The 14,750-nt window shown below is 58.1% G+C and carries 3 protein-coding genes and 1 pseudogene; all 4 read left to right on the top strand.

Annotation, left to right across the window (positions count from 1 at the left end; genetic code table 11):
• Window positions 1-1,710: 1,710 nt before the first annotated feature.
• Window positions 1,711-3,513, top strand: a pseudogene (locus tag K2184_RS20530) (DUF4132 domain-containing protein); the annotation flags it as partial.
• A gap of 12 nt (window positions 3,514-3,525) precedes the next feature.
• Window positions 3,526-7,284, top strand: a complete 3,759-nt coding sequence (locus K2184_RS20535) for a DUF4132 domain-containing protein (protein WP_163525694.1) — start codon at window positions 3,526-3,528, stop codon at window positions 7,282-7,284.
• Between the two features lie 12 nt (window positions 7,285-7,296).
• Window positions 7,297-11,034, top strand: coding sequence for a DUF4132 domain-containing protein (locus K2184_RS20540; protein WP_163525693.1), 3,738 nt, complete (start codon window positions 7,297-7,299; stop codon window positions 11,032-11,034).
• A gap of 14 nt (window positions 11,035-11,048) precedes the next feature.
• Window positions 11,049-14,642, top strand: coding sequence for a DUF4132 domain-containing protein (locus tag K2184_RS20545; protein WP_163525692.1), 3,594 nt, complete (start codon window positions 11,049-11,051; stop codon window positions 14,640-14,642).
• Window positions 14,643-14,750 lie beyond the last annotated feature (108 nt).

A 14,750-nucleotide genomic window follows, 5' to 3' on the forward strand; every position in this document is an offset into this window, starting at 1 on the left:
GGGGATCACCGCCCGTGGCTTGCCGATGATGCGTCCATTGCGCTTACCGATCAGATTAACCACTTTAGCCGTTGCCGCCGCGATCGGCCTCGTCCCCCCGGCCATGCACGTTCTGAAGATCAGCTCTGGCAAGATATCGCCGCGAGTAAAAAGGCTTACAACACCTTAGCGGCATACGCATCCTGCCCACCAGACTGGCAGTTCGCTTTTGCTGAACTTGCGCTGCGTCTCAAGGCGAGTCGACGCGAAGGCAGCCTGCTTTCCGAAGCAGCGTTACTCTGGCATATAGGCCACTTTGAGCCAGATTTAATGGATAGCTTCGTTGCCCGCCACGGCCTGGAAACGACGGTGGAAATTGTTTGTTGCTCCCTGCAACTGTGGAAAAAATATAGCGATACCGCATGCAAATATATCCTCACGCGGGATATTCCTCTTGATGAGGAAAACGCTCTCCCCAACTGGCACCCACGCCTGTGCGGCTATCTTTCCACGGCGCCAGAAGAAGAGTGGCAACGCTGCGCAAACAAACTGATTGCCGCTATTCCAACACTCTCTCCCGTTATGCAGCCTTTAATTGCACTGCTACTGCCGGAGCGTACGGATATCGCCAACGACATGGCGCTGCGTTTCGTCGGGCAAAATATCCCGGCCATGGGGAGATTAAAGTCAGTGGTTACGGACGACAATGCAATAGCGGCATTGCGCCACTATCCGTTCCTCCCGGCAAATAACTTTGGCTATATCAGCTTCGCGGCAACGCAAATGGCCGACCGGGGCATAAAGGGAATGAGCCGCACCCTCGACGTCCTGAAGGAAGAATATGCGGCGGAACTCTGCGAGATACTTCCGCAGCTCCACGTTGCCGACTATCTCGGTAAATGGCTTTGGAAAGTTAACCATCCCGATGCGTTGAAGCTGTTGATCTTAAGCGCTGGCGACAAAAACAAGCGTCTGGAATACCTCAGCAAAGCCAGCCAGAGGCATCCCCACGCCGCTATCGCGGCTTATGCAGAACTGCTGAAGGAACAAGAAAACCCCATCTGGCGTCAGACGCTAACGACGCTTATCGCCGCCGCGCCAGAACGAGCAGAACAGGTCTTACCCTGGATAAGCGAGCAGGCAGTCGAAGTACTCGCCAGCTGTCGTCAGCAAGAGACGCAGATGACATGCGCCAGTTCCGACTCGCTGCCCCAGGTGCTGGTCACGCCGCCGTGGCTGGCGAAAACAACTAAAGCCGCCGTCCCCGCGTTTGATCTGCCCACGCTTGCCGTATCCGCGGTTGTCGCCCCTACCCGAAAAATGCTCGAGAGTAACGGTGAATATCGGCAGATAGCCCAACGACAGGCAACACGGCAAACGATGTTTATCGATTTACCGCCGCTGGAAAAAAGAAGCTGGGAGCCCATGCTCCTGCCACAAACGCCAGAGCAGCAAATCCTGTGGCGTTTAGGCTTTGAGAACTGGCGAAAAACGGGAGAAGAGCAATATGAAAAATTGCCCATCCCACAAAGCGCCGTCGATGCGCTACTGCGTGACGATTTTCCGACGCTTAAAGCCGAGCGAGCAAAATATTGCGGGGACAGGCGTACCTCCTGGAACCTGGCAGAACTTTGTTATCTCCCCGGTGAACAAGCTATCTCGCTGCTGAATCAGATCATTAACGAAACGGACTATTATGGTGAATCTGAGATTCTGACGATATTCGGCCCTGCCGCCGTCCCGGCTTTTTTGACCTGCCTGAACCGAGACCCCAGGCGACTATGGCACTTCACTGCCTCCTGCGGCACCAGCGAACTGGCGCTGCCGATGGCGCGGTTATTGCGTAAAAAAACGCAGCACGCCGAAAGCCGCGACTGGCTGTTAAAATACCCCGAACATGCCGCCGCCGGGCTGCTTCCTGTTGCGTTGGGCAAAACAAAAAAAGATCGCGAAGACGCCCGGCTGGGGCTCCGCCTGTTGGCAGAAAACGGCAGGCGGGCGCTGATTGAAGAAGTGGCGCAGCGCTATCATCAACCCGCAGTCTCGGCGGCATTAACCGCGCTGCTGAATGATATTACACAGATTAAATACCCCTCGACTACAGCTCCGCTACCGGGATTCTGGCAGCCCACGCTGTGGCGCAGACCGCAGCTCAAAACCAACGGTCTACCGCTGGGGGACGATGCCCTGTGCCATCTGGGCACCCTGCTCAACTTCCCGCGTGAAGTCGCTATCCATGGCGGCCTGATGCAGGTAAAAGAGGCCTGTACCCCGGAAACGCTGGCCGCCTTCGCCTGGGATCTGTACGAGGCCTGGGAAGCCGCTGGCGCCCCGTCAAAAGAGAACTGGGGCTTTACCGCGCTGGGTATTCTCGGCGATGACAATACCGCTCGGGACTTAACGCGATTCATCCGCGCCTGGCCTGGAGAATCCCGACATAAACGCGCCATTACAGGGCTCGACATTCTGGCTGAAATCGGCAGCGATATCGCCCTGATGCAGCTGAACGGCATCGCGCAGAAAATAAAATTTAAGGCGCTTCAGGAAGCCGCGCGGGAAAAAATCAAACAGATTGCCGACAAGCGCGAACTGACCATTGCCGAGCTGGAAGACCGCCTCGCCCCGGATCTCGGACTGGACGACAACGGCACTCTGGTTCTCGACTTCGGCCCCCGCCGCTTTACAGTCAGCTTCGATGAAGCTCTGAAACCCTTTGTGTGCGATGAAAGCGGCCGACGCCTGAAAGATTTGCCGAAGCCCGGCAAAAGCGACGATGAACCGCGGGCTGCGGAGGCCGTCAGTCGTTACAGACAGTTGAAAAAAGATGTCCGTACCATCGCATCCCAGCAAATTCAGCGTCTGGAAACCGCCATGTGCCTGCGCCGCCGCTGGACCGCCGAACAGTTCCGCCTGTTCCTCGTCGACCATCCGCTGGTGCGCCATCTCACCCGCCGCCTGGTCTGGGGAGTCTATAGCCAGGAAAACGTCCTGCTGGCCTGCTTCCGCGTCGCCGAAGATAACAGCTACAGCGATGCAGAAGATAACCTGTTCAGCCTGCCTGAAGGGCAAATCGGCCTTCCGCACGTGCTGGAAATCTCCGCGGAAGACGCCGCCGCCTTCGGCCAGCTGTATGCCGACTATGAACTACTGCCGCCGTTCCGCCAGCTCGATCGCAACCACTATCGCCTGACTGAAAGCGAAAACCGGGCCACAGAATTAACGCGCTGGCGCGGACGCCAGTGCCAGGCCGGGCGCATCGTCGGACTGGAGCGCAAAGGCTGGCAGCGAATAGAAGATGGCGGCAGCATCTGCGGCATGTTCAAACCCGCCGCCAGCGGCGATATTGTGCTGGAAGTGGAACCTTTTTCGCTGCTGTATGGAGAAACCACCTACGACGAACTCATCCCGTTCGAGACAGTGAAAATCGTTACCAAAGGCGATATTGACTACGGCAAACCGACCTTTGCTTTCGCAACGCTTGACGCTATCGCCGCCAGCGAATTTATCAACGATATCGAATCGCTATTCGATTAAAAGGACTTAGTCATGAAAAAGTTTATTTATCAGGATGAAAAATCACATAAGTTCTGGGCGGTTGAGCAGCAGGATAACGAACTGCATCTGAGGTGGGGGAAGGTGGGTACCAGCGGCCAGAAGCAGATTAAAACCTTTGCCGACGCGGCAGCGGCCAGTAAGGCCGGGCAGAAGCTGATTAATGAGAAGGCTAAAAAAGGTTACGTCGAAAATAGCGCGGCGGAGGCCAGCATGCCGGCTCCGCAGCAAACTGCTGCCAGCGCTGGCAGCCCGCCGTGGCTAAAGGATGACGAACCGATTATTCTCGATCCAGATTACGAGACCAATGCCTACAGTAATCGCCGTTTTACTGATGAACCGCTCAAGCCAGTTAATGAAGACTGCACGCTGTGGGAAATGCTTAAAGAAAGTGAGCACTGGACCCCTTTCTTTCTCACCTGTCTGCAACATTTCGATGCGAGCACTTGCCGTCGGGAATGGCAGCAGGCACTACAGGAAGCAATGCGACGAATCAAACAGCAGCAGTCAGAAGGATCGCTACTCTCCGATACCATTCTGACTCTCGCAAGATTTGTCCTCCATTATCCTATCCGTATTGATGTCTGGCTGGACGGTATCGTTCAACAGCGGGGGGTGGAATACGCAGTCGACTTAGTCATTGCCTTACAGCAAGTTCAGATGACCGATCAAACAAACAGCGATCCCGTCACAAACAAGGCGATTGAGGATGGTTATGAGCGACTCTTAATGATTCTGCGAAATGGCCAGTCAGCGCAAACGTCGCCGTTAGTTGCTATTACCCTGAGTCACAATATTACCGACCTGCGTTTTGAGCATGGTTTTAGCAAAATCGACTTGCATTTGCGTAAACACCTGTCGCAGGCCGATGCGACCACCTGGCAGCGCTGTGCCGATAAACTGATCGCCGCCCTGCCATCGATTGCCCCACGTCGCCGCCCGCTTGTCGCCTTTCTGCTGCCGGAAAAGCCCGAAATCGCCAATCGGCTGGCGCTCGAACTGGCGCCTGATAACGACTTCCCCGAGCTGGAGTGGTTGAATATCGTCGCCACCGATCCGCAGGCGGTGCAACAACTGGCAAGATTCCGGCAACTGAATCTATTCACCCACTACCGTACGAGCGAGCGTTGCATTGAGACGTTGCTGCGGGAACAGGGCCTTGCGGGGCTATCACGACTAACGCCTCTGGTACATGAATACCGGATTAAGCGCGCGTTAGTTGAAGTTAATCACCCTCAGGTCATGACGCTGCTTATGATGGATAAAAATGCCAGCGACGCTGACCATCTGGACTCTTTTACAAAGAAATACCCGGAAGCCGCCCTTTACGCGCTGACTCAGGGGCTGGTCAATGGTAAAAACGCGATACATTTACGCCTGCTGGAACAGATCGTTCTGGGCAACCCGCAGGCGCTGGAAAGCGCGGGGCCCTGGCTGACGGCGGAGCAACAACAGCTCCTGTTCAACCACTTTCCGCAGCTGGTCGCCACGGAGGAAATCGCCTCCCCGGACGACCAGCCCCCGGTTCTGCGCTCCCCACCGTGGCTGGCGAAAAAGAAAAAAACTGCCGCTGTGGCGTTGACGCTTCAAGTGCTGCCGCTCGAATCAATGGGGCCTGAGCCTGAGCCGCTGCAGGAAGAGGAAGTCCCTACAACGGCGGAAGTCCTACGCTATCTTGGTTTCGAGAGTTTCTATTTTGACCGGGATAACCCCGATCCGGAAAGATTTGACTGCAAATGGGGCGTCAGCAAAACGGCCATCTCTCTGCTGGAAAAAGAGGATTACGAATCGTTACTTAACACCCGGCAAAAGTACAATTACGAAAGCTACATTACGCTACATATGTCAATCCTGGCCAGACTACCAGAAGAGAAAGCGCTCTCTATCTGGAACGCGATGACGCACCTGCATCTTACCGGGATTGATGAAGTGGTTCACCGCTTTGGTCTGCCGACGCTGCCAGGCCTGCTGCGTTACGCTCGCATAGCCCCAAAAGAGGCCGTTCCTCTGGCGGCAATGTTCGCCGCTAGCGAAGCGGCTCCGCTGATGGCCCGCGCTTTCTGCCAGCTCAAATCCCTACGCGATATCGCCGAACGCTGGCTGCTCACTTACCCGGAGCACGCTATTACCGGCCTGCTACCCGCGGCGCTGGGCAAATCGAGTAAAGAGCAGGGAGATGCGCGGATGACTCTGCGCTTTCTTGTCAGTTCCGGCCATCTGCCGCTGATGGAACAGGTCGCGCGACGCTATAACCAACCGGAAGTGATGACAGCACTGGGCGAAATGCTGGCCGCCGACCCGCTCGATAACTATCCGCTGAAAATCGCTAAACTCCCCGAATGGTGTACTCCAGAGGTCTGGCATCGCCCGATACTGCACAACGGAAAAGCGCTTAGCGATGATGCCATCCGCCATCTCTGCACTATGCTTGCCTTCCCGCGCGAGGAGACGCTCTACCCCGGCATCGTTCAGGTGCAGGAAGCCTGTACGCCACGGTCGTTGGCCGATTTTGCCTGGGATCTGTTTCAGAGCTGGGAAATCGTCAGCGGTTCCGCCAAAGATAACTGGGGTTTTACCGCGCTGGGTATTTTCGGCAACGATGACACCGTACGCCGCCTTACGCCGCTCATCCGCGCCTGGCCGGGGGAATCTCAGCATAAACGCGCCACCGTCGGGCTGGACATTCTTGCCGCCATCGGCAGCGATATCGCCCTGATGCAGCTGAATGGCATTGCACTGAAGATAAAATTTAAGGCACTTCAGGAAGCCGCGCGGGAAAAAATCAAACAGATTGCCGACAAGCGCGAACTCACCATTGCCGAACTGGAAGACCGTCTCGCCCCAGATTTAGGTCTGGATGACAGCGGTACCCTCCCCCTCGACTTCGGCCCCCGCCGCTTTACCCTCGGCTTCGATGAAGCCCTGAAACCCTTTGTGCGCGATGAAAGCGGTCGCCGCCTGAAAGATTTGCCGAAGCCCGGCAAAAGCGACAATGAACCGCGGGCAGCGGAGGCCGTCAGTCGTTACAGGCAGTTGAAAAAAGACGTCCGCACGGTAGCCAGCCAGCAGATCATGCGGCTTGAATCAGCGATGTGCCTGCGCCGCCGCTGGACCGCCGAACAGTTCCGCCTGTTCCTCGTCGACCATCCGCTGGTGCGCCATCTCACCCGCCGCCTGGTCTGGGGAGTCTATAGCCAGGAAAACGTCCTGCTGGCCTGCTTCCGCATCGCCGAAGATAACAGCTACAGTGACGCGCAAGATAACCCAATCAACCTGCCTGAGGGGCAAATCGGCCTTCCGCACGTGCTGGAAATCTCCGCGGAAGACGCCGCCGCTTTCGGCCAGCTGTTTGCCGACTATGAACTGCTACCACCGTTCCGCCAGCTCGATCGCAACGCCTACCGTTTTAGCCAGGCAGAATCCGAAACTTTCGACCTCCAGCGTTGGGCGGGACGTAAAGCCCTCAGCGGACGAGTGGCCGGGCTGGTCAGTAAAGGCTGGCAACGGGGTGAAGTTCGCGATGCTGGCGGGGTCTATACCTTCTATAAACCCGTTGATGGTGGCTACGTAGAACTCGAAGTGTTTCCGGGATTTACGGTAGGTTTATCGGTGGATATGGTCAGCAAGACCCAGGGAATAAGCCATATTCGTCTGTATAAAGCAGGGCAAAGAAAAATGATATATCCCTTCTCTTCACTCGATAAGATAGCCGCCAGCGAACTGATTAACGATATCGAATCGCTATTCGATTAAAAGGATTTAACCATGAAAACGTTTATTTATCAGGATGAAAAATCACATAAGTTCTGGGCGGTTGAGCAGCAGGATAACGAACTGCATCTGAGCTGGGGGAAGGTGGGTACCAGCGGCCAGAAGCAGATTAAAACCTTTGCCGACGCGGCAGCGGCCAGTAAGGCCGGGCAGAAGCTGATCAATGAAAAAACCCGCAAAGGCTACGTTGAGCAAGGCGAAACCACGCCGTCTGCGGCAGACAGCCTGCCGGAGGAACCGGCATCTACCCCAGCTGCACCGCCGCCCGCATGCGCCACCGTGCCTGCAGACATAGCTCGTCCGTGGCTGGCGGACGATGCCGAACTGGCTTTGTCAGATGATCTGCTGCAAGATGTGCTCCCTTCACGCCGCTTTCCCGGTCAACCGATCGCCGCGCCCGCAGATAGCGAACTGATGAATCTCGGCAAAGAGATCCACCAGCAGTCCGGGAAAGCCGTGACCTTTGACTATGCCGACTGTTCCGCCTACTGGCAGCAAACCATCAACGAAGCCCTTAGCGATGGCCCGCTCTCCCCTGCTGCGCTGGCGGTGCAGCTCGCCCTCGCCACGCGTCGCGGCTGGCGCAGCAGCGACAATGCCGACCTGATGGACGAAATTGTTTACGTCTACGGACTGGAATACGCCGTCGAGACGTTTATTGCCCTGCAGCACATTGCTTTTGATTACAATTACCAGACCCTGCAGGTGACCTTCCTTTCAGAACCCACCAGCGCGCGCGGGCCCGGGATGCTCGACGTGCGCCTGCGCGCGCATCTGGCTCAGGCCGATGAACCGCTCTGGCAGCGCTGCGTGAATAAACTGATCGCCGCGCTGGCGGATATGCCCATCGGGCAGCAGCCGCTGGTGGCGCTATTGCTGCCCGATCGCCCGGATATCGTCCACGAAATCACCCGCCGGGTGCTGGCGCATAAAAATATCAGAACGGCGGAATGGCTGAAGGTGGTGGTTCGCGACCCGCAGCTCGTCAAAGCGCTGGAGCCTTATCGGGCGGAGAACCTGTTTAACGACTACTACCACGGCAGCGTCTGGAACGCGACGGTGATGCGCGAACAGGGCGTTGCCGGCATCGCCCGCTTCGCACCCTACGTTCATGACGATCTGTGCGGTAAGCTGGTCAGCCAAATTAACCATCCGCAGGCGCTGAGCCAGCTAATCCTCGCAAGCGAGCAGGGTAAGCGTTGTCACGAACGGATGACCCAGGCCAGCGCGCGCTTCCCGCATGCCGCGCTGGCGGCGCTGGCTGAACTGCTGACGCAGAAAGAAGAGAAACGCTGGCGCATTATGCTGATGACCCTGCTCAGCGGGCAGCCGGGGCTGGTCGGAGAAATTGTGCCGTGGATCTCTGCACAGGCCGCGACGCTACTGGAAGCCTGCCAGCAGCAGTTAAGCCAGCAGGCCGAGTGCGCCCGCGACGATATGCTCCCGCCGGTGCTGGTGATCCCCCCCTGGGCGGCGAAAAAGAAAAAATCCCCCATTGCACAGCTGAATCTGCCGCCGCTCCCATTAGAGCCGGTCTGTATGCTGACGGAAGAGGCAAGTAAACAGCTTCTCGAACAGCGTAGCTGGTATGCCCGCCAGCTCGATAATGGCAAAGAAAAAGATGAAAAGGAGCTCCTGTCCTGCTTAGGTTTCCACAGCTGGAACCGGAGCCAAAATCGCTATGAAGATGTCTCCGATGCCGCTTTCGATGCCTGGCAACGACAGGATTATCCGGCGCTGATTGCGGAATTTAAGAATGCCCATACCTATCGCCAGGAAGAGTGGAAGCTGTACATGCTCGCCGCCCTGCCCGCCGGACGGGCGCTACAGGCCTGGAACGCGCTCAGCCAGGAGCCCCACACCGGCGCAGACTTTGTGATGGCGCACCTGCGTCTCGCCGGTTTGCCGGGCTTTATCCACTCCTTCTCACGCTATCCGCAGGAAAACCTGTCGGTTGCGATCTGGTTTGCCGCCAGCGAACTGGCCCCCATCATCGCCCGCGCTTTTAACAAGCTTAAATCGCTGCGTGAAGGCGCGCGCGAATGGCTGCTGGCCTATCCTGAACATGCGATTACCGGCCTGCTGCCCGCCGCCCTCGGCAAAGCGGGCGAAGCGCAGGACAGCGCGCGCCTGGCGATACGTATGCTGGTGGATAACGGCCATCAGCCGCTGCTTGAAGAGGTCGCCCGGCGCTACAATCAGCCGGCGGTAACGGAGGCCGTTAGCGCCCTGCTCGCCCTCGATCCGCTGGATAACCATCCGACCAAAATTCCGCCGCTGCCCGCATTTTACCAGCCTGCGCTGTGGACGCGTCCGCTGCTGCGGGAAAATGGCCTGGCTCTGCCGGATGGCCCCTTAAAAGCGCTCGGCGAAATGCTGCGCTTCCCGTCAGAGGAGGGGATTTATCCCGGCCTGCAGCAGGTTAAAGATCTCTGTACTGCCGAATCACTTGCCGCCTTTGCCTGGGATCTGTTCAGCGCCTGGCAAACCGCCGGAGCGCCATCGAAAGAGAGCTGGGCGTTTACCGCGCTCGGGATTTTCGGCAACGATGATACCGCCCGGGCCCTGACGCCGCTGATCCGCGCCTGGCCCGGCGAATCTCAGCATAAGCGCGCCACCGTCGGATTAGATATTCTCGCCGCCATCGGCACGGATATCGCCCTGATGCAGCTTAACGGCATCGCCCAGAAGCTAAAATTCAAAGCCCTGCAGGAACGCGCCAGAGAGAAAATCGGCGATATCGCTGAAAGCCGCGGGCTGACCGTGGAAGAACTGGAAGACCGCCTGGCGCCCGATCTGGGTCTGAATGAGGATGGTAAGCTCACCCTCGATTTTGGCCCACGGCGCTTTATCGTGAGCTTTGATGAAGCGCTCAAGCCGTACGTCCGGGATGTAAACGGCAGCCGTCTGAAAGATCTGCCGAAGCCGAATAAAAGCGACGATAACGCGCTCGCCGCCGAGGCTGTCAATCGCTACAAGGCCCTGAAAAAAGATGCCCGCACGATTGCCGCCCAGCAAATCGCGCGGATGGAGTCGGCCATGTGCCAGCGCCGCCGCTGGACGCCGGAGAACTTCCGCCTGTTCCTGGTCAACCATCCGCTGGTACGCCATCTCACCCGTCGCCTGGTATGGGGCGTATACGGTGAGGACAACCGCCTGCAGGCCTGTTTCCGCGTGGCGGAAGACAACAGCTACAGCAATGCCGATGACGATCTCTTCCCTCTGCCGGACGGCGACATTCGTATCGGACTTCCGCATCTGCTGGAAATGACGCCGCAGGATGCCGCCGCTTTTGGTCAGCTATTTGCCGATTACGAACTGCTGCCGCCGTTCCGTCAGCTCGACCGCAACTGCTACACACTAACACCTGCCGAGCTTGCAGCCACTGAGCTGACCCGCTGGGCCGGACGCAAGTGCCCGAGTGGCCGGGTCATCGGGCTGGCGAACAAAGGCTGGCTACGCGGCGAGCCGCAGGACGCTGGCTGGATCGGCTGGATGCTAAAACCGCTGGGACAGCGGGCGCTGGTAATGGAAATCGACGAAGGCTTCGCCGTGGGCATGCTGCCGGATGAGCTCAGCGCCGAGCAGCTATTAAGCAAAGTCTGGCTGTACGCCGGAAATGCCCGGCAGTACGGCTGGGGCGGCAACGCTCCGCAGCAGGCTCGATTTTCGGAGCTGGATAAAGTCGCCCTCAGCGAACTGATCAACGATATTGAAGGGCTATTTGAATAGAACAAGGAACGTTTATGCACAACGCACTAACCCCACCCTGGCTGGCGGATGACGCGCAGCTGGAGCTGACCTTTAAAAAAGGTAAGACGCCGTTAAGCCATCGCCGCTGGCCGGGCGAGCCGGTGCCGCTGGTCAAAGTGGAACGACTTCAACGGCTGGCGAACGATATTGCCTCCCGCAGTCAGCCCCTCGCCTGGGAGGCTGAACAATGTACTGCTGAGTGGCAACAGGCGATTGCGCAGGCGATGCGCTGCGTGGGCGAGGCCAGCGCGGCAATGCCCGCCCGCGCGCTGGCGGTGCTGACTCGTCTGGCTGAAGAGGATAGCCCGGCGCTTTTGGATGAAATCGTCCAGCTGCACGGCGTCGAGTACGCGACCGAGGTGGTGATTGCCCGGCAGAATATCGCGGCGGGCCATAGTAAATACCCGCCGCGCAAATGGGTGTTCAGTCATCCGCAGAAAGAGAACGTTTACGGCCTCCACTCTGAAACCTATAGCGAGTTCGATCTACGTCTGCGCAAACATCTGTCGCTGGCGGAAGAGGTCGTCTGGCAACGCTGCGCCGAAAAGCTTATTGCCGGCCTGGTCGAAACGCCATTTTATCGCCAGCCGTTTATCGCCCTGCTGCTGCCGGAAAGGCCGGATATCGCCAATCAAATAGCCGGACGTTGCATTGACAACTCCTGGCGGTCGTCAAAAGAGTGGCTTAAAGCCGTCGCCACCGACCCGGCCGTGCTGGCGAAGCTTGAGGAAACCTGGTCGAGTGATATTTTTACCGATCGCCAGGACAGCGATGGCTATTTTGCAAACCGCTACGGCTATGCCGCTTGCGCCGCGCTTTTGCGTGAACAGGGGCTGGCGGCAGTCGCCAGGCTGGCGATTTACGCGCACAAAGACGATTGCGGTAGCCTGCTGGCGCAAATCAACCATCCGCAGGTTATTCGCCTGCTGCTGCTGGTGGCGGATAAAAACAAGCCCAGCCAGCTGCGCGTGGCAAAATATGCCAGACACTTTCCCGCCTCGACGCTGGCGGCGCTGGCAGAGCTGCTGGCGCTACCGGAGCCGCCCGCGCGTCCGGGCTATCCGCATATTGAAGCGAAAAAGCTCCCGCAGCAGCAGAAAAAACGCGCAGAGGGCTGGCGAATGCTGCTCCGGACGCTGCTGAATACGCATCCGCCGCTGGCCGAACAGGTTAGTCCCTGGCTAAGCGCGCAGGCGCGGGAACTTCTGGCGACGTTCCAACAATCGCTGCCTGCAGGCGTCACGGTGGCCGTCGATAACCCCGGCCTGCCGGAAATTCTGCTCTCGCCGCCGTGGCGCAGTAAAAAGAAAAAAGCCGCCGCGCCGCGTTTTGCGCTATCGCCGCTGAAGCTTGCGCCGCAGGAGTACTGGCAGCCTGGAGAGCGGGAGGCGCTGGCCGCCGGCAAACCGGCCTGCTTCTTTAACAACCTGCCGTTGCATGAGCGCATTAGCCGCAAAGGTGAGGTGGTATTAGAGGAGCTGGGCTTTCAGGATATGGATTATCTTTTTCATCAATATACTTTGAATGGACAGCAAGGGCATTTAGGGTCGCCGTGGCACAGCGCATACAGGACTAAAACAGGCTGGGATAAAGCCGCTATCAGAGCGCTGCACAGCGGCGATAACGAAGCGCTTCTCAAAGCCTGGCGAGACTATCTCGAAGAAAGCTATCACCCCAACGAGTGCTGGAATCTTTATCTGCTTATGCAGCTCCCCCGCAAGCAGGCGGTAACGCTCTGGCAGCGCATTAATGAAGAAAATTTCAAATTTGTCGGCGCTGAATACCTGTTGAGCATCCTCGGGACTGACGCCCTGCCCGGCCTGCTGCTGGCGCTCCGGCATCGGCCAAAAGAGATCTTTCCGCTGCTGATGCATCTCGGCGCAACGGAGCTGGCGCTGCCGGTGGCCCGCGTCTGGCGGCGCTTTCAGGCACAGAGCCATCTCGCCCGCCAGTGGCTACTGCGATGGCCGGAACACGCCGCCGCCGCGTTAATTCCGCTGGCGTTCGATAAAGCAGGCGATAGCCGCGAAGCGGCCATTAACGCCCTGCGTCTGCTGTATCAGGAAGGCCATCACGCGCAGCTGCAAACGGTGGCGCAACGCTGGCACGAACCGAGGCTATGGCCAGCGCTGGAGCAGCTGCTGACGCAAGATCCGCTGGATAATTATCCGGCCCGCACGCCGAAAGCGCCGGATTTCTGGCAGCCCGCGCTCTGGCGCAGGCCGCGGCTTCTCAGCAACGATCAGCCGCTGACCGACGATGCGCTGGAAATTCTCGGCGATATGCTGCGCTTCGCCCAGGGCGGCCACTTTTACTGCGGGCTGGATTTAGTCAAAGCCGCCTGTCAGCCCCAATCGCTGGCCGCTTTCGCCTGGGATCTCTTCAAAGCCTGGCAGAATGCCGGTGCGCCCGGCAAAGAGAACTGGGCTTTTCAGACGCTGGGGATCTTTGGCGATGAGAGCACGGTGCGTGATTTAACCCTGCTTATTCTCGCCTGGCCGCAGGAAGGGAAATCTGCCCGCGCCGCCAGCGGCCTGCATCTTCTGACCCGCATCGGCAGCGATATGTCGCTGCTGCAGCTGGACCATATTTCGCAACGGGCAAAATCCCGCCCGCTGCGCGACAGCGCGGAACGTTGTCTGCAAGAGATTGCCGAAGCGCGCGATTTGAGCGAAGAGCAGCTGCAGGATCGGCTTACGCCGACGCTGGGGCTGGATAACCCCGGTGCGCTGACCTTTGATTTCGGTACCCGCAGCTTTAGCGTGCGCTTTGATGAAAATCTGCAGCCGGTGATTTATGACCAGCAGGGAGCGCGGCAAAAGAGCCTCCCACGCCTGCGCGCCGAAGATGACCAGACAAAAGCCGCGGAAGCGCTGCTCCGGCTGAAAGGATTGAAAAAAGATGCCGCTCGCGTGGCGAAACGCCTGCTACCGCATCTGGAAAATGCCCTGCGGCTGGCGCGGCGTTGGACGCGCGCGGAGTTTCAGTCGCTGTTCGTCGACCACCCGCTGACCCACAATGTGACCCGCCGCCTGGTATGGGGAGTGTACGCCGCTAATGAGCCTCGTCGCCTGCTCGCCGCTTTTCGCATCGCGGCCGAGGGGGAGTTCTGCGACGGCCAGGATGAGCCCATCACGCTGCCGGAAGATGCACTATTCGGCATCGTTCATCCGCTGGAAATGGACGACCTGACGCGGGCGGCGTTTGAACAACTCTTTGCCGATTACCAGCTATTGCCGCCGTTCCGTCAGCTGACCCGCCATACTCTCCTGCTGCTGCCGGAAGAAACTTCAGTCAGCAAGCTAACGCGCTGGCAGGGCAAATCAACCACCTGCGGACAGCTGTTGGGGATCCGCCGCCGGGGCTGGTGGCAAGGTAGCGAAAGCTATTTCTGTTACGATGTTGCTCAGCATCGGCTGATACTGGAAATCACGCCGGGATTTGTTCACTACAGCATAGACGCTAAAGCTCCTCAGCAGTTTGGCGCGATAACGCTCTATTACGGCGAACAACCCGTTGCGTTTTCCCGGCTCGATCCTCAGGATCTCAGCGAAGCGCTAAGCACAATAGAGATTATTTCCCGCTAGTGCGACAAACGAGGTGAGTCAATTAGCAACAATATTCGACTCACCGCATGAGTCGAATATTGGCTTTTTAGCCCCACGAACCTAATGTGCCTTTTTAACTACAAGATA

This window comes from Klebsiella sp. K5-306 (assembly GCF_051835185.1).
Classification (GTDB): domain Bacteria; phylum Pseudomonadota; class Gammaproteobacteria; order Enterobacterales; family Enterobacteriaceae; genus Klebsiella; species Klebsiella oxytoca.

Coding starts and splice junctions, on each gene's coding strand:
- K2184_RS20535 (WP_163525694.1), top strand. CDS start 3,526: ATGAAAAAGTTTATTTATCAGGATGAAAAATCACATAAGTTCTGGGCG.
- K2184_RS20540 (WP_163525693.1), top strand. CDS start 7,297: ATGAAAACGTTTATTTATCAGGATGAAAAATCACATAAGTTCTGGGCG.
- K2184_RS20545 (WP_163525692.1), top strand. CDS start 11,049: ATGCACAACGCACTAACCCCACCCTGGCTGGCGGATGACGCGCAGCTG.